The following is a 23,617-nucleotide window of genomic DNA, read 5'->3' as shown; positions in this document are numbered from 1 at the left end:
GGCGGCTCAGCAACCTGGCGCGAGGTTGCTGAGCCGCCGTCAGGTAGTAATTGGGGATAGATAGGTGGGGACACGGAAGCGGCGCCGACTCACTCCGAGTCGGCGCCGCTTCCGTTTACCCTAAGCAGGGAATCTGCGGATCAGCGTCCGCGCATGGCCTTGTGGTTCGGGCGGGCCTTGTTCGGGTCGATGCCCTTCGGGATCGGCGGGCGCGAACCCTGCGTTCCCAGAGCGGCCAGACGATTGCGCACGGCCAGGACCTCGGCGCGGTTGAGCTTGCGCGGCAGCTTCTGCACTGCCGGGACGACCTGCTTCATCGCCAGCTGGCCCTCTTCCTTGCCGCCCTGGAAGGTGTGGACCGGGACGTTGGGGAGGATGCGCTCGTGACGCTTCTTCTCCTTGGCCAGCAGCTTCGCGCTGCGGCCCTTCGGTCCTTCGCTGAGCAGGACGACACCGGCACGACCGGTCGAGCGGAACACGAGGTCCCGGCTCTTCGGGTCGACGGCGATTGGCTTCTCGTCCATGAGGTATCCGCGACGAGCGGTGTTGAGGACGGCACCGAAGGCTCCGGGCTGTCCGTCCATCTGAGCGAATGCGGCGGTCTCGGCGAAGCGTCCGAGCATGAACATGCCCAGCAGCAGACCGACCATGAAGCCGAGGATGGTCGTGAAGATCGCGGTAGTGCCGCCGATGAGCAGACCGATGAGGAGGCCGACGATCGTGCAGCCGAGCACGGCCGCAGCCAGCAGCCACGGGGTCGCTTTGTTGTGTTTGGCGGACAGCTCGTAGACCTGACGCATCTGCGCCAGTCGGCCGGGCTTCTTGTTCGGATCTTTCGGCTTGCGCCGGAAGAGTCCCTTACGCGGTTCTTCGCTCATTCTCTCACTTGCTCTTGAGGGGCGTTGCGGCGTCGCCTCCGGCGATCAGGGGGAGGCCGACGCTCATTGCTCAGCAGTCAAGTCTACCTCTTCGCCGGGGCCGAAGGTATCCACAACGGCCTGTGCCTCCTGTTTGGCGGGCGTGTGCTTGTCCAGGTGCGCCAGATGCGAGGGGATCTCCTCGCCGCGGCGGCGCATGGCTGTGGCCCACAGGCGACCGGCACGGTACGACGAACGCACCAGCGGGCCCGACATGACGCCGAGGAAGCCGATCTCCTCTGCAGCATCGCGCAGCATGACGAAGTCGGCGGGCTTCACCCAGCGGGTGACGGGATGGTGACGGGGAGACGGGCGGAGGTACTGCGTGATCGTGATGAGGTCGCAGCCGGCATCGTGCAGGTCCTGCAGTGCGGAGATGATCTCGTCGTTCGTCTCGCCCATTCCGAGGATGAGGTTCGACTTCGTCACCAGACCGGACTCGCGGGCCTGGGTGATCACCGACAGCGACCGCTCGTAGCGGAACGCAGGGCGGATCCGCTTGAAGATGCGCGGAACCGTCTCGACATTGTGCGCGAGCACCTCGGGGCGGGAGGAGAATACCTCGGCCAGCTGGTCCGGTTTGGCGTTGAAATCCGGGATGAGCAGCTCGACACCGGTGCCGCGCCCGTCGACGTAGGAAAGGTCGTGGATCTGACGCACCGTCTCGGCATAGAGCCAGGCGCCGCCGTCTTCGAGGTCGTCGCGGGCCACGCCGGTGATCGTCGAGTAGCGCAGACCCATCTCCGCCACCGAGGCGGCCACACGGCGAGGCTCGTCAGCATCGAATTCGGCCGGTCGGCCGGTGTCGATCTGGCAGAAGTCACAGCGCCGGGTGCACTGTTCGCCGCCGATGAGGAAGGTCGCTTCGCGGTCCTCCCAGCATTCGAAGATGTTCGGGCAGCCGGCCTCTTCGCACACCGTGTGCAGCTCCTGCTTGCGCACGAGCGACTTCAGCGCAGTGTACTCGGGACCGATATGCGCCTTCGCCTTGATCCAGGCCGGCTTGTCCTCGATCGGAGTCTCGGAGTTGCGGGCCTCGACGCGGAGCATGCGGCGGCCCTCTGGTGCGATCGTCATCTGAGTTCTCCTATGCGGTGATGGTCTCGTGCAGGATGTCGTCGAGTCGCTGTGCCACATCTTCCGGAGTGACGGTGCGACCGAGTTCTGCACTGATGGACGTGGTGTCGGCGTCGGTGATCCCACAGGGGATGATCGATTCATAGGCGCCGAGGTCGTTGCTGCAGTTCAGGGCCAACCCGTGCATCGTCACGCCTTCGTGGATGCGGATGCCGATCGCGCCGATCTTGCGGTCGCGACGGAGTTCGTCGCCCTCCAGCCAGACACCGGCGCGGCCCTCGATCGTGGTCGCTTCGATCTCGTGTTCGGAGAGCAGCCGGATCATCGCGTCTTCGAGCTGGGACACGAAGAGCCGCACCTCTTTGGGGTCATTGAGCTTGTAGATGCAGTACGCGACAAGCTGCCCGGGGCCGTGCCAGGTGATCTTCCCGCCGCGGTCGACGTCGATGACGTCGGTGCCGTCGGTCGGCCGCTCGAAGTCCTCGGTGCGCTTCCCGGCCGTATAGACCGGCGAATGTTCGAGGAGCAGGATCGTCGATCGACGATCTCCTGCGAGCACTTCTTCGTGATATCTCTTCTGCAATTCCCAAGTCTGCCGATAGTCCGAGAGGACTGGGGCGAACCCGAGCGTTTCTGTGGCCAGGGGCATGGCTCCACACTATGACTCTTCACCCCAGTGTTCAATTTGTTTCCAATTACATCCGGCGACCGCCACCGAGGCTGTGGCCCTTGACACACGACCACTGCAGGCAGAATGATTGAACATCATCAAACGATATGAAACATCATCAATGGAGATGACGAACGATGACATGGGAGTTCCAAGTAACGATCGCTGACAATATCCACCGGATCGTCGATTCCGACGGCCGGAGCGCGTGGGGCGTCGTCCACAATGATTTCGATGCCGATGATCCCCGCGTCCTTGCCCTCACCGAGGTGGCTCTTCCCACTGGTGCCCGTTCCGTTCTCGTCGTCCCCGCATCGCCCGGCGGGCTCGTAATCGACGTCGTCCGCGCATATCAGGGACTGACCGAGGCCGAGCTGTGCACCCTGTTCCTCGGCATCATCGAACAGCTGCAAACGTGCACGCGCCCGCAATATCGGCTCACTCTGTCCGCGTTCGCGCTCGACGCGGACGGTCGGCCGGTGATCATCCCCGGTGTCCGGGCAGCGCCGGTGACGACCTCGCGCAGAGCAGTGGGGGAGATGATCTACCACGCCGTGTACGGGCGCCCGTGGGCCGAGGTGCTGCTGCCCGTCGATCTCGCGCTGACCGAATCGTCGACGGCTCTGCGAACGCTCGTCGCCGAACTTCTCGACGAAGCTGCGTCCGATGTCGGTTTGAGCACCGCCCTCGCCGAGGCGGCCGATTCCCTCCGTACCCTCGACCGTCCCGCTGCACTGCCGCTTGTCCCGGCCGAGAGCGGAACCGCACCGGAATCGGCGCTCACAGCCCGACTGCGCGCGGCATCCGGACTCAGACCGAACCGCGACTCGAGTGAGGGCCACGGGTCGACGCTCGGCACACCGGCTCCGCCTCTGCGCGGCGGGGGAGTGTCCCCGCTGCGTGCTGTCGCGAAGAACTCGCGCCACTCGAGACGGGAACGGAGGCGATCGGACGGGCGACGCCATCCGTGGACAACGGTGCTCAGTGCCGTGGAGTCGCGGTGGTCGCGGATCCGGAACCGGGACCGAGACCGTGGGCGGCCACGGCTCTTCGGCCGCAGCACCCTGCTCATCAGCGTCGCCGTGTGTCTGACGCTTTTCGGCGGAATCGTCGTCTGGACCTCATGGTCGAATACGGCAGCTGTGAGGGGCGGGGAGGCCTCATCCGGCCAGGCAGCGGACTCGTCGCCCGAGCCGACTGCAGCGATGGATGTCGAGGACGTCACCGGCGTCCTCGAACAGCTGTGTGAGTCGCGAGCAAGGGCTCTCAGCGACGGCGATTCCGCGGCTCTGCAGGCACTGACGGTGCCCGAATCCGCCGCGGCTGCAGCGGATGAGCTCATCGATCCTGCCGCGTATGCGGACTCCGACTATTCGATCGACGTCGAGGACGTGAAGATCGTCGCGACCGACTCTGACCGGGTGGTCGCCGCGGCGCTCATGCATTCGAGCGCGGGCAGCGGTGATGCTCTGCAGGAGTTCGCTGCGCAATCGGTCGAGTTCGAGCTGCAGAGGGTCGGGGAACGATGGCTTGTCGCAGAGGTCCGCGAGGTCGCAAAGCCGTAAATGACCCGAGGGGCCGACCACGAATGGTCGCCCCTCGAACGGTGTGCGGAAGAGTCAGGCTCAGAGGTCGAGATCGGCCTCGAAGTTGCCTTCTTCCAGACGTGCCTTGATGGTCTGCAGGAAGCGTCCTGCATCCGCACCGTCGACCAGCTGGTGGTTGTAGGTCAACGGCAGGTACACCATGTCACGGATGGCGATCGCCTCGTCGCCATCGGCCGTCTGCACGGCAATGGGACGACGCACGATCGCACCCGTGCCGATGATGCCCATCTGCGGCTGGTTGATGATCGGTGTGTCGAACAGCGCACCGACGGAACCGATGTTCGTCACCGTGAAGGTTCCGCCCGAGAGCTCGTCCGGCATGATCTTGTTGTTGCGGGTCCGGTCAGCGACATCGTCGATGGCCTTCGACAGACCTGCGACGCTCAGGTCACCGGCATCCTTGATCACGGGCACGAGCAGTCCGCGCGGGGTGTCGACCGCGACAGCCAGGTGCTCATGATCGAAGTAGGTGATCTGCTGCGTCTCGAGATCGTACTGGGCGTTGACCTTCGGGTGCACCTGCAGCGCCTCGACGATGGCCTTCGCGAAGAACGGCAGGTAGGTCAGCTTGGAACCGTGCTTGGCCTGGAACGCTTCCTTGTTGGCCTTGCGCAGCTTCACGACGCGAGACATGTCCACTTCGATGACCTGCGTGAGCTGAGCGGAGACATCGAGGGACTCGCTCATGCGCTTGGCGATGGTCTGGCGGATGCGCGAAGCCTTCTCCGTGGTGCCGCGCAGCTTCGCGACTTCCTCGGGGATCTCGACCTTGAACGGAGCCTTGGGAGCTCCGGTCGCGCGCCGGCCTGAGCAGCCGGTGCGGCGGCAGGGCCGTTCTTCGCGGCCGTCTCGACATCCTGTTTGCGGATGCGACCGCCCACTCCGGTGCCGGTGACCTGCGAAAGGTCGACACCCTTCTCGCGAGCCAGACGGCGCACGAGGGGAGTGACGTAGGCGGCGTTCTCGCCCACGGTGTCGGCTGCGGCAGGGGCCTGCGAGGCGGCTTCCACCGGCTCCTCGGCCTGCGCGGCCGAAGCGGACTGCGCCGATTCTGTCACGGCGGGCTTGGGAGCTGATTCCTGTTTCGGTGCTTCCTGCTTGGGAGCTTCCTCAGCGGGTGCCTCCTGCTTGGGAGCTTCCTCAGCGGGTGCCTCCTGCTTGGGAGCTTCCTCAGCGGGTGCCTCCTGCTTGGGTGCTTCCTGCTTCGGAGCCTCTTGAGCGGGAGCCTCTTCCTTCGGTGCTTCCTCAGCCGGTGCGGATTCGGTCGGGGCACCGGAGCCGATGCGGGCCAGCGGCGCGCCGACCTCGACGGTGTCGTCCTCTTCCGCCAGGTGAGCCTGAACGACTCCGGCGACGGGGGAGGGGACCTCGGTGTCGACCTTGTCGGTCGAGACCTCGAGGAGCGGTTCGTCGACCTCGATCTCTTCGCCGACTTCCTTGAGCCAGCGGGTCACGGTGCCTTCGGTGACGGACTCGCCGAGTGCGGGCATTGTGATTTCGGTGCCTTCGGACGAACCGGAATCCGAAGAGGCAGGAGCGGATTCCTCCGCGGGTGCCTCTTCAGCTGCTGGTGCCTCTTCGGCGGGAGCTTCTTCGGCCGGGGCCTCTGCCGGCTCCTCGGTGGTTTCCTCAGCGGGCTCCTCGGCCGGTGCCTCGTCCTCGGAGGAGGCACCGCTGCCGTCGCCGATGTAGGCGAGGTCGCCGCCGACCTCGACCACGTCGTCTTCTTCGGCGAGGATCTTCTCGAGCGTGCCTGCGTACGGGCTGGGGATCTCCGTGTCGACCTTATCGGTCGACACCTCGAGCAATGGCTCGTCTACCTCGACTTCTTCGCCCACTTCCTTGAGCCAGCGAGTGACAGTGCCCTCGGTGACCGACTCGCCGAGAGCCGGCATCTGAACGGAATTCGACATGAGTTTTCGTCTCCTCGGATCTTATGAGTGGAAGTGCAGGGGTTTTCCGGCCAGGGCCAGGTGGGCCTCGCCGAGCGCTTCGTTCTGCGTGGGGTGCGCGTGGATGAGCTGCGCGACTTCCTCGGGGAATGCTTCCCAATTGACGATGAGCTGAGCTTCACCGGCCTGCTCGGACAGACGCGCACCGATTCCGTGGACGCCCACGACCGGGCCGTCCTTCTCACGGATGACCTTGATCAGGCCAGTGGTGCCCAGAATCACGGACTTGCCGTTGCCGCCGAGGTTGTACTCGAGTGCTTCGACCTGATCCTTGCCGTACTTCTCTTCGGCCTGAGCAGAGGAGAGTCCGACGGAGAAGATCTCCGGCTCGCAGTACGTCACGCGTGGGATGCCCGATTCGACGACGGGAGCCGGTGACAGCCCGGCGATCTCCTCGGCGATGAAGATGCCCTGACCGAATGCACGGTGAGCGAGCTGGAGTCCGGGAACGATATCGCCGCAGGCGTAGATGTTGCCGACGCCGGTGTGCAGGCGCTCGTTGGCCAGGACGAATCCGCGATCCATCGGGATGCCCTGCTCTTCGAATCCGAAGCCCTCGGTGACCGGGCCACGGCCGACGGCCACGAGGAGGTACTCCGCTTCGAGCGTCGAACCGTCTTCGAGGGTGACCTTGACACCATCAGCGGTCTCTTCGACGCCCTTGAACATGACGCCGAGCTTGAACTTGATATTGCGCTTCTTGAACGCGCGCTCGAGGTTCTTCGAGATGGTCTCGTCCTCGTTGGCCACGAGATGCTTGAGGCCTTCGACGATCGTGACGTCGGCTCCGAAGGAGTTCCAGACGCTGGCGAACTCGACGCCGATGACGCCGCCGCCGAGAACGATGGCCGAGCCGGGGACCTTGTCGAGCTGCAGAGCCTCGGTGCTCGTGATCACGCGGTCGGTGATCTCGAGTCCGATGGTCTTCGACGTCGAACCGGTCGAGAGCAGAACGTTCGTGCCCTTGACCGTGTGGTTGCCGTCTTCGCCGGTGACCTCGACGGTGTCTTTGCCGACGAGCTTGCCGGTGCCGAAGTAAGTGTCGATTCCGCGAGCCTTGACCAGACCCTGCAGACCCTTGTAATTGCGGGTGATGACCCCGTCCTTGTACTCGAGCACCTTGGCGATGTCGATCCCCTTGAACTCGGCTTCGATGCCGAAGGTCTCGGAGTTCTTGGCGGTGTCGGCCACTTCTGCGGCGTGCAGAAGAGCCTTCGTCGGCACGCAGCCACGGTGCAGGCAGGTGCCTCCCACCTTGTCGCGTTCGATCAAAGCGACTTTCATGTCGAGTTCAGCGGCTCGCAGAGCAGCGGCATAGCCACCGGTTCCGCCGCCCAGAACGACAAGGTCGTAGGTCAATTCGTCACTCACGGATTTCTCCTCGTAGCTGTGAATAAGCCTGCAGTACGCAGCTTTCAGTCTTATCTTTCCACTTTTCTTGCGCGGGGCGAAGAAAAACGCTGTCTGATTGGACACAGGTGGGCATCATCACGTTCACCTCGACAGCGTGTAGAACCATCGTCCTCAGGCCTTCGCCTTCGCGATTTCGATGAGCGTGCGAACCGCAGCTCCGGTCGCCGCCTTCGGTGTGTAGCCGAAAGGCGCGGACCCGTTGAAGCTCGGTCCGGCGATATCGATATGCGCCCAGTTCGCATCCTCGCCGACGAATTCCCGCAGGAACGCGGCTGCGGCGAGCATGCCGCCGGGACGCGGTCCCGAGTTCGTGAGATCGGCGGCGGTGGAGTCGAATCCGGAGAGCATCTCCTCGGGGATCGGCATCGCCCACATCTCCTCACCGGCCACGGACGCCGAGGCGATGACCTCAGCCCGTGCGGCTTCCGAACCCATGACACCGGAGGTGCGTTCGCCGAGAGCGACGATCTGAGCACCGGTGAGAGTGGCCACATCGATGAGCAGGTCCGGATTCTCGGTCCCGGCGTCGGTGAGCGCATCGGCGAGGACGAGGCGGCCCTCGGCATCGGTGTTCGTGACCTCGACGGTCTTGCCGCTGCGCATCGTGAGCACATCACTGGGACGCTGCGCCGAGGATCCGGGCATGTTCTCGGCCATCGGCAGCCATGCGGTGACGCGCACCGGCAGTTTGAGGTCGGCGATGCCGAACAGCGCCTGCACAACGGCCGCGGAACCGGCCATATCGGACTTCATGTCCTCCATGCTCTTCGCGGGCTTGAGTGAGATGCCGCCGGAGTCGAAGGTGATGCCCTTGCCGACGAAGCTGAGATGACGCTTGGCTCCGCGCGGTGCGTATTCGACCTTGACCAGCCGAGGTCCGCGAGTCGACCCCTGGCCGACTCCGATGATTCCGCCGTAGCCGCCGGCCCTGAGCTCCTTCTCACCGAGGACGGTGACCTTGAGTTTGCGTTCCTTGGCCTGATCCTTGACGATCTCGGCATAGGACTCGGGGTAGAGATCGAGCGGGGGAGTGTTGACGAGGTCGCGAGCTCTGTTCGTCGCGGCCGCGATGACCTCTCCGGCGTCATGGGCGGCAGCGAAGGTCTTGCCCTTGGGGCCGATGACGGTGATCTCACCCGACGTCTTGCCTTCGCTGCGGTAGTCGAGGAATCGGTACGCTCCGAGTCCGGCACCCACAGTGACCGCTTCGACCTCGGCCGCAGTGACGGCAGGCAGGGCCAGAGCGATCGATTCGACTGCGTCCAGGGCTCGCAGCGCCGCACCTGCACCTCGCCGCAGCGCTTCGGCCTTCGCAGCGATATCGGAGTCGTCGGCATCGAAATCGCCGAGCCCCACCAGCAGGACGGAGTCGGCTGTGACACCCTTCGGAGCGGGAACACGGGCGGTGGAACCGGCCTTTCCGCTGAACCCGATGGCCCGAGCCGCATCGTTGAGGGCGGTCTTCGCCGCCTTCGCGCCTTCGAGCCCGAGGACCGTCGAATCCGCTGCCGCCAGCACCAGTACGGTGGCGGTGGCCTTCACCGGTGAGGTCGTGGAGTAGCTGCTGAGGGTGGATGCACCAGCCATGAGTTCCCTTTCAGTCGTCTTTGAACGTTGATTCGATCCTAATGCCTAAGACGTGCGCGTGCTGAAGCGGTGAAGCCGGCGCCTGCTGAAGCGCCGAGGGACTCTGACATATTCTTGACTCCGTGTACTCATTGATCTTCAGACTTCTCTTCGTTCCGATGGATGCCGAACGGGCCCATCACCTCTCGTTCACCGCCCTGCGGCTCCTTGACTCCATTCCCCTGCTCGGGCGTCTGCTCCGCTTCGTCTGCGCCCGCGGCACCGTCCGGCCCGTCGAGGTGATGGGACTGCCCTTCGCCAATCGCGTCGGTCTGGCCGCCGGGTTCGACAAGAACGGCGTCGGGGTCCGCGCGATGTCGTCGTTGGGCTTCGGCCATATCGAGGTCGGAACGATCACCGCCCATGCTCAGCCGGGAAATGATCGGCCGCGGCTGTTCCGTCTGCGGAAGAACCTCGCTCTGCTCAATCGAATGGGGTTCAACAACGATGGTGCCCGGCAGGCATCGTTCAACATCGCGACCGAACGCGCGAAGATCGACGCCCTCCCACAGCGTCTGCGTCCGATCGTGGGCATCAACATCGGAAAGACGAAGGTCGTCGAGGCGACCGACGCGGTGGCCGACTACGCGGCCTCGACTCGTGCGCTGGCTCCATTGGCCGACTATCTCGTGATCAATGTCAGTTCACCGAACACCCCGGGTCTGCGTGATCTGCAGTCCGCGAGCAGCTTGGAGCCGATCATCACGGCAGTCCGCGACACGGCCGCCGAGGTGGTGGACAGTCCGCGCTCGACGCTGGGACATGTGCCTCTGCTGGTCAAGATCGCCCCGGACCTGGCCGACGAGGATGTGGTCGAGATCTGCGAGTTGGCTCTGCGCACCGGCGTCGACGGACTCATCACGACGAATACGACGATCGACCGGTCCGTGCTCACCGGCGCCGAGGCGGACTTCGCCGCAGGTCAGGCCGGAGGGATCTCTGGGCGCCCCGTGGCCGAACGCTCGCTCGAGGTGCTGCGTCTGGTGAAGAGGCACGTGGGCGACGAGCTCACGGTCATCTCCGTCGGGGGAGTCGCAGACGCGAAAGACGCCCGGGCACGAGTGGCCGCGGGCGCCGATCTGGTTCAGGTCTATTCGGAGATGATCTACTCCGGTCCGTTCTTCCCCGGCCGCATCGTCCGCGGCCTCGAGTCGAGCCGACTGCTCACTCGGGGTACTGACGCCTCTTGACCTGAGGCTTGGGCATGCGCAGCGGACGCAGCTGGATGCTGCGCATGACCGCATAGAAGGTGATTCCGCGTTCGACCTCGCCGAACTTGTTGCGCAGACGGTTCTTCAGGATGTAGTTGAGCACGAATCCGTCGAGGACGATCAGCGCGATGAGACCCCAGACGGCATAGGTGAAGTACTGCTGGATCTGCACCGGCTGGGTGAACGCGATGACGAGGATGAGGATCGCGGCCGGGATGAAGATCTCGCCGATCGAGAAGCGGGCATCGATGTAGTCGCGGATGTACCGGCGCTGAGGTCCCTTGTCACGGCGGGTGAGGTACTTCTCCTCACCGTTCATCATTCCGATGCGCGCGCGATCACGGTCCTGCCGCTGCTGCTCCTTGGCTTTCTTGTTCGCAACCTTGCGATCCTTGTTCACCAGGGGCTGGCGGCGCGCAGACTCCTGTTGGCTGCGCTTGGGCGTAGGCCGTCCCTTCTTCGCCTCCGCATCGCGCCGGGCGTCGGCTTCTGCAGAGAGGTCGTCATGGACTGGCTGAGAGGCGGAGGTTTCGTCTTCCGCGCGAGATTTTTGCTTCCGAACACGAGATGAATACTACCTTTGGAGAATGAGCGAATCGACTTCAGCACTTGACAGTGCACAATTGCATGCCGAACTGGACTCCATCTTCGACGAGGTCCTGAGCAATCTCACCGACCTCGTGGCCATCCCGTCCGTCGCCTGGCCGAGCTTCGACGCCGCGAATGTCACGGCCAGCGCCGAGGCAGTAGCCGGCTTGGCACGCGACCTCGGCCTCGACGTCGACATCCTCAGCGCAGACCAGCCCGACGGCACCCCGGGCTACCCAGCCGTCGTCGCCTCCGCACCGGCACCCGAAGGCGCCCCGACCGTCCTCCTCTACGCTCACCACGACGTCCAGCCGCCCGGACGCGCCGAGGACTGGGACACCGAGCCGTTCGTCGCCACCCGCAAGGGAGATCGGCTCTTCGGCAGGGGAGCCGCCGATGACAAGGCCGGAATCATGGTCCACCTCACGGCTCTGCGGCTGCTGGCCGACCGCCTCGGCGTCGGTGTGACCCTCTTCTTCGAAGGCGAGGAGGAAGCCGGCAGCCCGAGCTTCCGCAGCTTCCTCGAGACCTACCGCGATCGCCTGCGCGCCGATGTCATCGTCGTCGCCGACTCCGGCAACTGGGCTGCGGGAACCCCGGCGCTGACGACGAGCCTGCGCGGCATGTGCGCCGTCGAATTCGAGGTCTCCACCCTAGACCATGCCGTGCATTCGGGAATGTACGGGGGAGTGGCACCGGATGCGATGCTCGCGATGACGAAGCTGCTGGCCACTCTCCACGATGCCAACGGCTCCGTTGCGGTCCCCGGCCTGCATTCGAGCGCGGAGACCGACATCGACTACGACGAGGCGACTCTGCGAACCGATTCCGGAGTCCTCCCGGACACCGAACTCATCGGCTCAGGCACTCTGGCCTCCCGGCTGTGGACCCAGCCGTCGATCACCGTCATCGGCCTCGACATCCCGGATGTGGCGGTCTCGTCGAACACCCTGCAGTCCTCGCTGAAGGCCAAGCTCTCGATCCGACTCGCGCCCGGGGACACCCCCGCCTCTGCGGTCAGGGCCGTCGAAGAGCATCTGCGGGTGAATCTGCCTTTCGGCGCGCAGCTGAGCATCGGTGAGACCGAGGGCGGCAGCCCCTGGCAGGCCGATGAGAGCGATCCTGTGGTCCAGACCGCTCGGCAGGCACTCACCGATGCTTGGGGAACCGAGTCGGTGACGATGGGCATCGGCGGATCGATCCCCTTCATCGCCGATCTGCTCGATGTCTTCCCCGGCGCGTCGATCCTCGTCACGGGTGTCGAGGACCCCGACGCCAGGGCTCACAGCGCCAACGAATCGCTCTACCTGCCCGATTTCAAGGCCGCGATCGTCGCCGAAGCCCTGCTGCTGCAGCGCCTCGGCGACATTCGATGACACGAACGGGGAATAGCTTGCCGGGCACCGATGTTGTCACCGGTGTAGCCTGGGGACAGGAACGCGAGAAGGAGTAACCATGACTGTGACCGAAAAAGCCGAAGCCACCCACGAGGTGGAGCTGTCGTCGACCGCTGCCGACAAGGTCCGCAGCCTGCTGGAACAGGAAGGTCGTGACGACCTGCGCCTGCGTGTGGCTGTCCAGCCCGGCGGATGCTCCGGACTGATCTATCAGCTCTACTTCGATGAGCGCTTCCTCGACGGAGACGCCGTGCGCGACTTCGACGGTGTCGAGGTCATCGTCGACCGGATGAGCGTTCCCTACCTCAGCGGTTCGACCATCGACTTCTCCGACACCATCGAGAAGCAGGGCTTCACCATCGACAACCCCAACGCCGGCGGCTCCTGCGCCTGCGGAGATTCGTTCCACTGATCAGCCTCGGCTGAGGAGGACCGCTTCTCATGGACCTGGAAGATCTGCGTGCCGTGTCGTACACGGCCACGCAGTCCCAGGTCCTTTTGTCGTATCGGGCCGGTCTCTTCCCGATGGGTGTCGGCCACGGCGGGACCGGTCGGATGGGTTGGTGGGCTCCCCGCCGCCGCGGGGTCCTGTTTCCCGGTGACTTGCGCGTGACGAAGAGCCTGCGCAAATCGATGAAGCATTTCACCTTCACCACCGACCGAGCCTTCAGACACGTCATCCGCTCCTGCGCCGATCCACGGCGCACAGGCAGCTGGATCACCGCGGAGATGATCGAGCTCTATCAGGGCCTCCACGACGACGGTTGGGCTCATTCGGTGGAGGTCTGGAACGACGACGAGCTGGTCGGCGGACTCTACGGAGTCGCCATCGGATCATTCTTCGCCGGCGAATCGATGTTCCACACTCAGCGTGACGCGTCGAAGGCGGCGCTGGCCCACCTCGTCGCACTCTTCGACGGCATCGACGTCGTCAGCGGAGAGAGCCGGACCGCCTCGGCGGATGAGGGCACGAAGCCGGGGGACTGGCTCATCGATACGCAGTGGCAGACATCACATCTCTCGACCCTCGGCGTGTCGGAGATCAGCGGCCTCGAGTACTCCGCGCACCTAGATTCCGCGCTCAGGGGCCGCATCTGTCAGGATATTCTCAACAAATGAACACCTGCGGGTGAATTTCTACCGCGTGTAGCGGTAGTCTTATGGGTGACAGAGTAAGTACACGTCTCTCGGCCTGACCTGGAGACGCAGAACGTTGTGAAAGGCTGCACGTGGATTCTCCGAATCAGTCAGGACCGCAGCGGTCCTGGGCGAAGCGGCTCGGCATTCTGAGCGCCGTGTTGATACCGGCGTTGCTATCGGGTTGCACGAAAGAGCAGATCGCCACAGGATTTTTTCCCGTCGAATCGCAAGGCGCGACGAACCACACGGATGCCTATACAGCGCTGTGGAACGGCGGATGGATCGCGCTCCTCATCGTGGGCCTCATCGTCTGGGGTCTCATCCTCTGGGCCATGGTCGCCTACCGCCGCCGCAAGCACGATCGCGGCCTGCCGGTGCAGATGCGCTACAGCATGCCGATCGAAATCCTGTTCACCGTGACTCCGGTCGTCCTCGTCCTCGGGTTCTTCTTCCAGACCGTCCAGGTCATGGAGAAGACGACGGACGATAGGACCCCCGGCGAACAGGTCATCGAGGTCTCCGCCAAACAGTGGGCCTGGGACTTCAACTACGAGACCGAGAACGTCTACTACGCCGGCACACAGGTTGCGCTCGACGGCACCGAGGAGCCGGAAGAGACCGCACCCGTGCTCTACCTCCCGGTCGACACCGACCTCGAGATCCGCCTGCACTCCCGCGACGTCATCCACTCCTTCTGGGTCCCCGCCTTCCTCGAGAAGCGCGACATGATCCCCGGTCACGATCAGAGCCTGCATCTGCGTGCCGAGAAGGAAGGCGAATACGTCGGCAAGTGTGCCGAGCTCTGCGGCGAGTACCACTCGGAGATGCTCTTCAACGTCAAAGTCGTGTCCAAGGAAGAATTCCAGGAGTACACGCAGTCGCTTGCCGATCAGGGCAACACAGGCCAGCTGGGACCGGAGTACGACCGCAACTGGTACCCGAAAGAAGGTGCTGAGAAATGACCGCCACGATGGATCAGGCGGCTCTTGACGCTCCAGTAGTTCCACGGAGCAAGGGCAAGATCATCGTCGACTGGATCACGTCGACGGACCACAAGACGATCGGGTACATGTACCTCATCGGCTCGTTCTTCTTCTTCTGCGTCGGCGGCGTGATGGCGCTCATCATCCGCCTCGAGCTCTTCGAGCCCGGCATGCAGATCATCGAGACGAAGGAACAGTACAACCAGCTGTTCACCATGCACGGCACATTGATGCTGCTGATGTTCGCCACCCCGCTGTTCGCCGGCTTCGCCAACGTCATCATGCCGTTGCAGATCGGTGCGCCGGATGTGGCGTTCCCCCGCCTCAATGCCTTCGCCTTCTGGATGTACCTCTTCGGCAGCCTCGTGGCCATCTCCGGATTCCTCACCCCGCAGGGTGCGGCATCCTTCGGCTGGACGGCCTACGCCCCATTGAGCAATACGACGTTCACGCCGGGCGCCGGTGGTAACTTGTGGGTCCTCGGACTCGCTCTGCAGGGCTTCGGAACCATCCTCGGCTCCGTCAACTTCATCACCACTGTGATCACCATGCGTGCCCCAGGCATGACCATGTTCCGCATGCCGATCTTTACCTGGAACGTTTTGATCACCGGCATCCTCGTGCTCATGGCCTTCCAGCCCCTGGCGGCTGCGCTGCTGGTCCTCGCTTCCGACCGTGTGCTCGGCTCTCATGTGTTCAGTCCGGGCAACGGCGGTCCCATACTCTGGCAGCACTTGTTCTGGTTCTTCGGCCATCCGGAGGTCTACGTCATTGCTTTGCCGTTCTTCGGAATCGTCACCGAGATCTTCCCGGTATTCAGCCGCAAGCCGGTCTTCGGCTACAAGGAGCTCGTCTTCGCGACGGTCGCCATCGCTGCTCTGTCGGTGACAGTGTGGGCCCACCACATGTACGTCACGGGCGTCGTCGCACTGCCGTTCTTCGCCTTCATGACGATGCTCATCGCGATTCCGACAGGTGTGAAATTCTTCAACTGGATCGGCACGATGTGGAGAGGCTCGATCACGTTCGAGACGCCCATCGTGTGGTCGATCGGCTTCCTCGCCACCTTCCTCTTCGGTGGACTCACCGGCGTCATCCTGGCCAGCCCCGCCCTCGACCAGCAGGTGTCCGACACCTACTTCGTCGTGGCCCACTTCCACTACGTCGTCTTCGGCACGGTCGTCTTCGCGATGTTCGCCGGATTCTACTTCTGGTGGCCGAAGTGGACGGGCAAGATGCTCAACGAGAAGCTCGGACACATCCACTTCTGGATGCTGTTCATCGGCTTCCACGGAACCTTCCTCGTCCAGCACTGGCTGGGTGTCGACGGAATGCCGCGTCGTTACGCCGACTACCTGCCGCAGGACGGCTTCACCTGGATGAACCAGGTGTCGACGGTCGGCTCGCTGCTGCTGGGTCTGTCCATGGTTCCGTTCTTCTGGAACGTGTGGATCACCCACCGCAACGCACCCAAGGTGACGGTCGATGATCCATGGGGCTACGGAGGATCGCTCGAATGGGCTACATCCTGCCCGCCCCCGCGTCACAACTTCACCTCGCTGCCGCGGATCCGCTCCGAACGTCCTGCCTTCGACCTCAACCACCCCGAGCTGCTTGAATACAGCGGTCACGGTCAGGCAGAACCCCAGCTCACAGGAGACAACGCCAAATGAAGTCATCGATCTACGTCTTCAACCTCTGCGGCCTGTTCTTCATCGCAGTCGGGATCTTCTACGGCTTCTTCACCGACTTCACCGAGCTTGTCGGATTCCCGGCGCTGCTCCTCGTCGGACTGATGGCCCTGATGATCGGCGTCTACCTCTGGCTGACGGATCGACGCGTCGGTCGTCAGCCTCAGGACAACGACGACGCCGAGATCTCCGACGCCGATGCCGACTACGGTATGTTCAGCCCGTGGAGCTGGTGGCCGATCACCTCTGCTGCTGCAGCTGCTGTCGCGTTCTACGGCATCGCCATGGGTTGGTGGATCTTCCCGTTCGGTGTCGTGCTCGGCATCATCGCTCTGGTCGGACTCACCTACGAACATGATCGCGGCGATTTCGCTCACTGATTCAGTGATCTGATCGCGCAGCCACTGTGCCGGACTCAAGTCGAGTCCGGGCCACAGTGCTATTCACAGAACCGCTGACTTGCCCGTATCACCGGGATCTTCGCCGAGGGGGATGGCGGGTGTGGGGTAGAAAACGGAGTTCGGCGGCAGGCTGCGCCGGCGCAGCCTCAAGATTGCGCCGGCATCGGCGCTCTTGCTCACGAGGATCACCTTTTGGACTGTTCATCAGGTTCGAAACCGATGAACTGTTCAGCACGCGAGTATCGAAGGCTCCGAACATGGTGACGATGGTCGGATACCAATGCGCTCCGCGAGGATACAGCGCGTCGGTTTCTGAACTGATTGTGCGGCGGCCCAACAATGTCGCAGCAACGGAGTCGGGCTCTCCCGAAGCGGCGCCGTAACTCAACCTGGCCGAGCGAGGGCGTCAGATGTGTTGAGAGGCTGCGCGGCATCCGATAACGAATCAGGGGAGTGGGGCCGGGCCATCGACCGTCTCCTCGCCCGATGGCGCCTCCCTGCTGACGCCTCATTTTCGCCAGCCAGAAACGACCATTGTAGAACCATCGAAAATGGCCCTCCGTGGCTGCCGTAGGAGCCCAGGCGCATCGGAAAAGTCTTCGAGAGTGGTCTCCGGCCGAGAAGGAGGGCTTCTGAACGCTGCCAGCGTCACTCAGAGAACACAGAGCAACTCCTCAACACTGGGGACCGACGCAACCGCACCTGGTACCGTCTGAGCACAGAGACGTGCTTGGACGAATGTCCCATTGCCACTGGCAGTGACCCGTCCAGGTCGCCTGCATCGAGGGTCGTCCGTCGTTGGCACAACAGTCGACGTTTCGGCTGATCCACGCCGACAAGGGCAATTCGATCTCGCTACGATGACTGCCAACGTCGCGCAAGTGTTTTTGAGCGACGACGACTGGATGGCCACCTTGCAGGCAATCAAGACCTGCCTTCGGCCAGGAGGGCACCTCATCTTCGAGGCACGACGTCCCGCCGACCGCGGTTGGGAGCGTTGAACTGAAGAACAGACTCATCGGCTCGTCGAGCTCGACAGCGAAGGACCAGTTGAGGAATGGATACAGGTGACCAAAATAGACGAGGAGCTCGTGAGCTTCGAATCACCGACGATCTTTCACCGCGATGGTGAACGAATCGACTCCACTTTGACCCTACGGTTTCGCCGCAAAGAAGCGTTCGAACAATCGCTCTCGGCGGCTGGCTTCATAGACATAGAGGTGCGCGACTTGTCGTACGCTCCGGGACGTGGGTGGTTGATCCTCGCACGAGGATGACTGTCTGCTATGGATGCACTGCTGAGCGGAGCTGATGATTCGGAGTTGCCTACCGGTCGAGAAAGACCAACGCTGGGGCTTACGGATCTGCGGTGCCCTCGCGGTAAATCCTCGCTCGCGTGATCTTTCCCGCGTCTAGATCGAAAACTGCTATCAGCTCAGCTGATTTTGCGGTGGAGTCGTGGGTCCAGGCCTCTGTCATTTCGATGGCAACTGCATTTCCTCCGTCGATAGCGCGTCGGAGAGTGAGCTGGGGCGTGAGCGATTCCATCGCGGAGGTGAAGAATTCGCGCAGTTGCCCTTTGGGTACTGTGTAGTCACCAGTGATCCACTCGGCCGAAGGCGCAAAGTCTGTGAGCAGCGCGTCGACGTCGCGATTGTTGAAAGCATTTATATGTTGCTGCACGAGATTTGGTGTCTGACTCATGATTGCTCCTTCGAAATATGGTCAGCACAAGCATAGTGGCCGCGGCGACATCTCGGACATTTGTCGGAGGAAAGCGAGCGACCGCCACATAGCGATGCAAGAACACCGCCATTCATCGTTGAATCTCACACTCGAAACTCGACCGCCTCAATACCCATGGGTTCTGAGGCACTTTAGTTGTGAGACACCTTCGATCTGCTCTCAGATCCAGAAGAAGGTAGTGCTGTGTCTTACTTCGCGGCGTCAATGAGGGCTTCGACGGAAGCAATCAGCAGGGCCCGGTGCTGCCGAATGCGGGATGTTGACCACGCATCGTCTGGCGCGTGTGCCCGCAGAGCAGCGGACGCGGATTGCCATGCAGTGACTTGGCCAAGTAGCAGGGCGAGCACATCGACTGCCATCTCACCGAAGAACTGAGTCAGCACTGTCACTTTCGGCTCATAAGCTTGAACCTCATTCGGTGACGCCTCAGCTCGCTCAAGTCCAGCCCAAGTGGTCAGTCGCAAAACCTCAGGTCGTGCAATGAGATAGTCAAACAACGCCCCCGCATAGGCAGGCAAGTCCTCAGCGGTGAACGGTACCGACTCCGCCATATCGGTCAACGCTGATGTCACGACTCGATCAAACAGGTCGTTCTTCGATCCGAAATGCACATAGATCGACCGCTTGTTGGCTTGTCCTGTCTCGGCGATCCGGTCCACTCGCGCGCCAGCCAACCCGTACTGGGCAAACTCGGCACGCGCTGCAGCGAGAATCCGTCGCTTGGTATCTGTGGCATCAGGTGGCATTTGTTCATTCTAAAGGTAAGCATCTAGTTATTGACGACGTGGGTGTGGTGTGGAAGCATCGTGTTGGTAAGTATCCAGATAGTTACATTGAGGAGTAAGTATGTCCCGGAAAATTCTCATCACCGGTGCCAGCAGTGGCTTCGGACAGGGTGCGGCTCTTGAACTTGCCCGCCGGGGTAATGATGTCATCGCCGCGGCGGAGACGTGGCCACAAGTACGTAGCCTGAGAGCTGATGCCAACGACGCTGGTGTTGGCCTCTCAGTCATCAAGCTCAACCTGCACGATGAAATCGATATCAACCATGCTGGTTCTTTTGACGTCGACGTCCTCGTCCTCAATGCTGGCGTGATGGAAGGTGGGGCAATGGTCGATATCCCGTTGCAGCGGGTGCGGGAATCGTTCGACATCAATCTCTTTGGACACCTCGAATTGGTACAGGCGATCGCGCCGAAGATGATCGCCCGGCAGGGTGGGCGAATCGTGTGGACGTCGTCCATGGGAGGGATCCTCGTTGTCCCGTTCCTCGGCGCTTACTGTGCGACCAAACACGCGATTGAGGCCGTCGCTGGCTCTATGAAGGCTGAGCTGGAGCAGTTCGGCATCAAGGTTGCCACCATCAATCCCGGAGTCTTCGGAACCGGGTTTAACGACACTGGCGCTGAGAGCTACGTTCAATGGCACGATGCCGAGACCGCACATGTGCCGATGCCTGACTTCGGGCCTTCGCTGGCTGACCAGGCCGATCCGCAGGAGATGGTCGATGCGATGGTCGAGACCATCGTCTCCGATAGCCCGGACTACCGGACCATGCGTCCGCTGGAGACCATCGAGGCCGCCAAGCAATGGCAGGAAACCGAGTGGACGCAGAAGGCCTGAGAGAGAACTAAACGAAGGGACTCAACCACATGTCACAGCCCACGATCACTCTTGACCGGGCCGCCCAGATCATCGACGCCGGGCAGGAAAAGGCGCGCGATCTCGGACTCAACGCCGTCTTCGCGGTCCTTGATGCCGGAGCGAATCTCGTTGCCTTCGCACGCATGGATGGAGCATGGTTGGCATCGAATGATCTCGCGCTGGCGAAGGCCCGCACTTCCGTCATGTTCGAGGCACCGAGCGAAGCGTTGAATGCTCCGCTCCAGCTCGGTGAGCCGGTCGCTCACTTCGATCACACCAATGGCGGCCTGCTCCTCATGGGTGGTGGGATTCCGCTCTTCGACACGAGCGAGCGAATTATCGGGGCAGTTGGAGTCTCGGGTGGAACACCTGAACAAGACGCCGAGATCGTTCGTGCTGCAGCCGGCTAACAATATGGCGTCGGAGGGTGCCGCCGTGCGTATTCGCATGGCGGCACCCTCGAACGCGGAGTCTGCAGAATCGTCAATTTCTCCAGGGAGCCTATCGATCGGGTAGGCAACACCGATTGGGTTCTCAAAAGCCATGATTTACAAGACGGTCTAAAGACGCGAAGGAGCGTCAGAGATCTGAACTCAGAACCGTCACGAAGCGTTGAAAGAACACCGCCATCTTTCGTTGAAGATCACAGTCCGAGGCAGCTGCCGAGCGTTGAGCCCTGCGAAATGAGCAGGACAGGGGAGCGATGACCCGTGTCTGCCGAGGAGAGGGTAAGCCTGGGGAATCCGGCTGAGGCGGTGCACTGGTGAGGAGCAGAATCCTCCGGTGAATAGAACGAGGGGCTCAGCAGTTGAACTGCTGAGCCCCTCGAGCTTCACTGGTCAGACCAGTCAGTGTCCGATCTCTTTGTGCTTCGAACCCTCGACCGCATCGTGGTCATGGTGCGAAGCTTCGAGCTCCTGCTTCGTCACCGGTGCCACACGATCCTCGAAGAAGAAGCGCGACAGACGTGCACGGAGCTTCTCCATGCCCGTGATCTTGCCGTCGGCGTTCGGTTCAGCCGGAATGTAGGCCGGCGACTCGAACGCGGTGATCTTCCACAGCTTGTGCGGGGGAAGCGCCTCGTGACGTTCGAGGAACTCACCATGGGGCAGACGGATGATGTGTGCCGTCTCGCGTCCGTGCAGAGCGATCTCGCGATCCTTGCGCTGAAGTGCAAGGCACATGCGCTTGGTGATGACATAACCGATGATCGGTCCGAAGAAGAACAGGAACCGGAAGATGTAGATCATGTCGTTGAGCGACATCTGGAAGAACACGGCGATGATGTCACCCGATGCGGCCGCCCACATGTTGCAGTAGAAGATGATTCCTGCAACGCCGATGGCGGTACGAGTCGGGTTGTTGCGCGGACGATCGAGGATGTGGTGTTCCCGATGGTCCTTCTGCAGCCACGCCTCGAAGAACGGGTAGATGAACATGACTGCGAACACGCCGCCCATGACGATCACGGCGCTGTTGATGTTGAACGAGATCGGCCATCCGAAGATGTAGAACTCGAACCAGCCCGGAACGATGCGGAGGAATCCGTCGGCCCAGCCGATGTACCAGTCAGGCTGCGTACCTGCAGAGACCGGTGACGGGTCGTACGGACCGTAGTTCCAGATCGGGTTGATCGTGAACAGTGCCGAGATCAGCGAGAGCAGACCGAAGATGAGGAAGAAGAAGCCTCCGCCCTTGGCCGCGAAGGTCGGCAGAACGGGTTCTCCGACGACGTTCTTCTCGGTGTTGCCGGCGCCGGGGTACTGGGTGTGCTTGTGCACCACGACGAACATCAGGTGGATGCCGATGAGCGCGATGAGCAGTGCAGGCACGATCATGATGTGCAGTGTGTACAGGCGGGCGACGATGTCGATGCCCGGGAACTCGCCTCCGAAGAGGAAGAACGAGATGTAGGTTCCCACCAACGGCAGCGACTTCAGGATGCCGTCGATGATTCGCAGGCCGTTGCCCGAGAGCAGGTCATCGGGGAGCGAGTAGCCGGTGAAGCCGGCAGCCATGCCCATGATGACGAGCAGAACACCGACGACCCAGTTGAGCTCACGCGGACGACGGAAAGCGCCGGTGAAGAACACACGAAGCATGTGGACGCTCAATGCGGCGACGAAGAGCAGCGCACCCCAGTGGTGCATCTGTCGGATGAACAGACCGCCGCGGATCTCCAGGGAGATTGCCAGTGTCGAGTCATAGGCTTCGGAGATCTCGACTCCGCGCAGCGGCAGCCAGGGTCCGTCATAGTGAAGTTCACCCATGGCCGGCTGGAAGAAGAACGTGAGGAACGTTCCGGACAGGACGACGATGATGAAGCTGTAGAGAGCAACCTCGCCGAGCATGAACGACCAGTGGGAGGGGAAGATCTTGCGACCGAACTCGCGCACGAGGACAGATGCCCCGACGCGGGTTTCGGCGAAGTTCGCCGCCTTCCCGATGGTGGTGGTTGGCTGTGTAGTACTCATGGGTGGTTGATCTCCCAGAACGTAGGTCCGACAGGCTCAGGGAAGTCCGACTGGGCAACCAGGTAGCCTTCGCTGTCCACGGTGATGGGCAGCTGAGGAAGCGGTCGTTTGGCCGGGCCGAAGATGACCTTGCAGTGTTCCGTCACGTCGAAGGTCGACTGGTGGCAGGGGCACAGCAGGTGGTGCGTCTGGTGCTCGTACAGTGCGACGGGGCAGCCGACGTGGGTGCAGATCTTCGAGTAGGCGACGATACCGTCGTGCGACCAATCCTTGCGATCCGGATCCTCTTTGAGTTCCTTGGGATCGATGCGCATGAGAAGCACGGCCGCTTTGGCCTTCTCGTCCAGCGGGTGCTCGCTGACCTCCTCGTCGCCGATGCCCGAAGGCAGGACGTGGTAGGCCGAGCCGATTGTGACTTCGTCAGCCTTGATCGGACGTTCGGAATCGACCGAGGGGATTCCGCCGACATCGCGGATGAGGCGGGTGCCCTTCTGCCAGAGCGTGTTGAACATCTTGTCGCCCGGCAGCGGACCGAGGTCGCGGAAGACGAGGACTGCGGGCAGCGGAGCGATCGCCAGCGCTGCGATGAGGGTGTTGCGCAGCAGCGGACGGCGGGCTATGCCCGACTCTTCCTTGGCCTGGTGGAGGATCTCGAGCGCAATCGCCTGATCCTCTTCGCTGCCGCCGATGTCATGGCGTTCGTCGATGCCCTCATGATCGCTCATGAGGTTCTTGGCCCAGAGCACTGCACCGAAGCCGATGGAGAACATCGCGACAGCGGCGCCGAGGCCGACGAACATGTTGTGGAGGCGGATGCTCTGCATCGATTCGCCCGGCGTGAACAGGAAGTACGCCACGATGAACCAGATGGTTCCGATCATCGAGAGGATGAACCAGGCGGCTACCTGCCGTTCGGCGACCTTCTCGGCGCGCGGGTCCGTGTCGGACAGTCGCGGTTTGTGCTCGGGCAGACCTGGGTTCGTGAACCCGTTCAACTCCTCGAGCTGGCTGCCGCCGCCGGAGTGCTCTTTCGAGGTCATTGAATTCCCCGTCTATTCTCGTAATTGATGGTGAACGACA

Annotated in this window: 21 protein-coding genes and 1 pseudogene; 10 read left to right on the top strand and 12 right to left on the bottom strand. The window is 62.6% G+C overall.

The window, feature by feature from the left end; genetic code table 11:
• Positions 1 to 140: 140 nt before the first annotated feature.
• The 3 genes from AC2W7L_RS15460 to lipB form a co-directional block, all read right to left on the bottom strand.
• Positions 141 to 878, bottom strand: a complete 738-nt coding sequence (locus AC2W7L_RS15460) for a DUF4191 domain-containing protein (protein ID WP_486005151.1) — start codon at positions 876 to 878, stop codon at positions 141 to 143.
• Positions 879 to 941: 63 nt separating this feature from the next.
• Positions 942 to 1,994 carry a lipoyl synthase gene (gene lipA / locus AC2W7L_RS15455; protein WP_167196095.1) on the bottom strand — a complete coding sequence of 351 codons (1,053 nt, stop codon included), beginning with the start codon at positions 1,992 to 1,994 and terminating at the stop codon, positions 942 to 944.
• 10 nt (positions 1,995 to 2,004) lie between these two features.
• Positions 2,005 to 2,643, bottom strand: a complete 639-nt coding sequence (gene lipB / locus AC2W7L_RS15450) for a lipoyl(octanoyl) transferase LipB (RefSeq protein ID WP_486005150.1) — start codon at positions 2,641 to 2,643, stop codon at positions 2,005 to 2,007.
• Positions 2,644 to 2,801: 158 nt separating this feature from the next.
• On the opposite strand from lipB, the gene AC2W7L_RS15445 reads away from it, so the two are divergent.
• Positions 2,802 to 4,229, top strand: a complete 1,428-nt coding sequence (locus AC2W7L_RS15445; RefSeq protein ID WP_486005149.1) for a hypothetical protein — start codon at positions 2,802 to 2,804, stop codon at positions 4,227 to 4,229.
• Between the two features lie 60 nt (positions 4,230 to 4,289).
• On the opposite strand, the pseudogene sucB reads toward AC2W7L_RS15445, so the two are convergent.
• The 3 genes and pseudogenes from sucB to AC2W7L_RS15430 all read right to left on the bottom strand — a co-directional run bounded on the left by sucB (position 4,290) and on the right by AC2W7L_RS15430 (position 9,223).
• Positions 4,290 to 6,184, bottom strand: a pseudogene (gene sucB, locus AC2W7L_RS15440) (2-oxoglutarate dehydrogenase, E2 component, dihydrolipoamide succinyltransferase).
• 21 nt (positions 6,185 to 6,205) lie between these two features.
• Complete coding sequence (gene lpdA, locus AC2W7L_RS15435; RefSeq protein WP_486005148.1) at positions 6,206 to 7,594, bottom strand: dihydrolipoyl dehydrogenase; 1,389 nt, start codon at positions 7,592 to 7,594, stop codon at positions 6,206 to 6,208.
• A gap of 153 nt (positions 7,595 to 7,747) precedes the next feature.
• Positions 7,748 to 9,223, bottom strand: coding sequence for a leucyl aminopeptidase (locus AC2W7L_RS15430; RefSeq protein WP_486005147.1), 1,476 nt, complete (start codon positions 9,221 to 9,223; stop codon positions 7,748 to 7,750).
• Positions 9,224 to 9,345: 122 nt separating this feature from the next.
• On the opposite strand from AC2W7L_RS15430, the gene AC2W7L_RS15425 reads away from it, so the two are divergent.
• On the top strand, positions 9,346 to 10,452 hold the full coding sequence (locus AC2W7L_RS15425; RefSeq protein WP_486005146.1) for a quinone-dependent dihydroorotate dehydrogenase: 1,107 nt from the start codon (positions 9,346 to 9,348) through the stop codon (positions 10,450 to 10,452).
• Here the strand turns inward: AC2W7L_RS15425 and AC2W7L_RS15420 are convergent.
• On the bottom strand, positions 10,427 to 10,873 hold the full coding sequence (locus AC2W7L_RS15420) for a DUF3043 domain-containing protein (RefSeq protein ID WP_486005145.1): 447 nt from the start codon (positions 10,871 to 10,873) through the stop codon (positions 10,427 to 10,429). The genes AC2W7L_RS15425 and AC2W7L_RS15420 overlap by 26 nt on opposite strands.
• 187 nt (positions 10,874 to 11,060) lie before the next feature.
• Here AC2W7L_RS15420 and AC2W7L_RS15415 point away from each other — a divergent pair, with 187 nt between their 5' ends.
• The 6 genes from AC2W7L_RS15415 to AC2W7L_RS15390 all read left to right on the top strand — a co-directional run bounded on the left by AC2W7L_RS15415 (position 11,061) and on the right by AC2W7L_RS15390 (position 16,652).
• Complete coding sequence (locus tag AC2W7L_RS15415) at positions 11,061 to 12,437, top strand: M20/M25/M40 family metallo-hydrolase (RefSeq protein WP_486005144.1); 1,377 nt, start codon at positions 11,061 to 11,063, stop codon at positions 12,435 to 12,437.
• Between the two features lie 79 nt (positions 12,438 to 12,516).
• A complete protein-coding gene (locus AC2W7L_RS15410; protein WP_025778316.1) occupies positions 12,517 to 12,870 on the top strand; it encodes a HesB/IscA family protein in 354 nt (117 codons plus the stop codon).
• A 29-nt stretch (positions 12,871 to 12,899) separates the two neighbouring features.
• Positions 12,900 to 13,577 carry a leucyl/phenylalanyl-tRNA--protein transferase gene (gene aat / locus AC2W7L_RS15405; RefSeq protein WP_486005143.1) on the top strand — a complete coding sequence of 226 codons (678 nt, stop codon included), beginning with the start codon at positions 12,900 to 12,902 and terminating at the stop codon, positions 13,575 to 13,577.
• A 110-nt stretch (positions 13,578 to 13,687) separates the two neighbouring features.
• A complete protein-coding gene (ctaC, locus tag AC2W7L_RS15400) occupies positions 13,688 to 14,560 on the top strand; it encodes an aa3-type cytochrome oxidase subunit II (protein ID WP_486005142.1) in 873 nt (290 codons plus the stop codon).
• The gene (ctaD, locus tag AC2W7L_RS15395; protein WP_486005141.1) at positions 14,557 to 16,254 is read left to right on the top strand and encodes an aa3-type cytochrome oxidase subunit I; all 1,698 of its coding nucleotides are present in this window, start codon (positions 14,557 to 14,559) and stop codon (positions 16,252 to 16,254) included. Before ctaC ends, ctaD begins: the two co-directional genes overlap by 4 nt.
• Entirely contained in the window at positions 16,251 to 16,652 is a 402-nt protein-coding gene (locus AC2W7L_RS15390) for a cytochrome c oxidase subunit 4 (RefSeq protein WP_486005140.1), read from the top strand. The genes ctaD and AC2W7L_RS15390 overlap by 4 nt, the downstream gene beginning before the upstream one ends.
• A 63-nt stretch (positions 16,653 to 16,715) precedes the next feature.
• Here AC2W7L_RS15390 and AC2W7L_RS15385 read toward each other — a convergent pair whose 3' ends face one another.
• The 3 genes from AC2W7L_RS15385 to AC2W7L_RS15375 all read right to left on the bottom strand — a co-directional run bounded on the left by AC2W7L_RS15385 (position 16,716) and on the right by AC2W7L_RS15375 (position 19,165).
• Positions 16,716 to 16,853, bottom strand: a complete 138-nt coding sequence (locus AC2W7L_RS15385; RefSeq protein WP_486005139.1) for a hypothetical protein — start codon at positions 16,851 to 16,853, stop codon at positions 16,716 to 16,718.
• A 1,176-nt stretch (positions 16,854 to 18,029) separates the two neighbouring features.
• Positions 18,030 to 18,377, bottom strand: a complete 348-nt coding sequence (locus tag AC2W7L_RS15380; RefSeq protein WP_486005138.1) for a nuclear transport factor 2 family protein — start codon at positions 18,375 to 18,377, stop codon at positions 18,030 to 18,032.
• A gap of 230 nt (positions 18,378 to 18,607) precedes the next feature.
• Positions 18,608 to 19,165, bottom strand: a complete 558-nt coding sequence (locus AC2W7L_RS15375) for a TetR/AcrR family transcriptional regulator (protein ID WP_486005137.1) — start codon at positions 19,163 to 19,165, stop codon at positions 18,608 to 18,610.
• A gap of 100 nt (positions 19,166 to 19,265) precedes the next feature.
• Between AC2W7L_RS15375 and AC2W7L_RS15370 the strand changes: the two genes are divergently transcribed.
• Positions 19,266 to 20,042: an SDR family oxidoreductase gene (locus AC2W7L_RS15370; RefSeq protein ID WP_486005136.1), complete on the top strand. Its 777-nt coding sequence runs from the start codon at positions 19,266 to 19,268 to the stop codon at positions 20,040 to 20,042.
• A 29-nt stretch (positions 20,043 to 20,071) separates the two neighbouring features.
• Entirely contained in the window at positions 20,072 to 20,473 is a 402-nt protein-coding gene (locus AC2W7L_RS15365) for a GlcG/HbpS family heme-binding protein (RefSeq protein WP_486005135.1), read from the top strand.
• 438 nt (positions 20,474 to 20,911) lie between these two features.
• Here the strand turns inward: AC2W7L_RS15365 and qcrB are convergent, their stop codons facing one another.
• A complete protein-coding gene (gene qcrB, locus AC2W7L_RS15360; RefSeq protein WP_486005134.1) occupies positions 20,912 to 22,537 on the bottom strand; it encodes a cytochrome bc1 complex cytochrome b subunit in 1,626 nt (541 codons plus the stop codon).
• On the bottom strand, positions 22,534 to 23,577 hold the full coding sequence (gene qcrA, locus AC2W7L_RS15355; protein ID WP_486005133.1) for a cytochrome bc1 complex Rieske iron-sulfur subunit: 1,044 nt from the start codon (positions 23,575 to 23,577) through the stop codon (positions 22,534 to 22,536). Before qcrA ends, qcrB begins: the two co-directional genes overlap by 4 nt.
• Positions 23,578 to 23,617 lie beyond the last annotated feature (40 nt).

The sequence above is a fragment of the Brevibacterium sp. LAARM3_SD1 genome (assembly GCF_057364765.1).
This window is presented reverse-complemented; position numbering and strand designations above follow the sequence as displayed.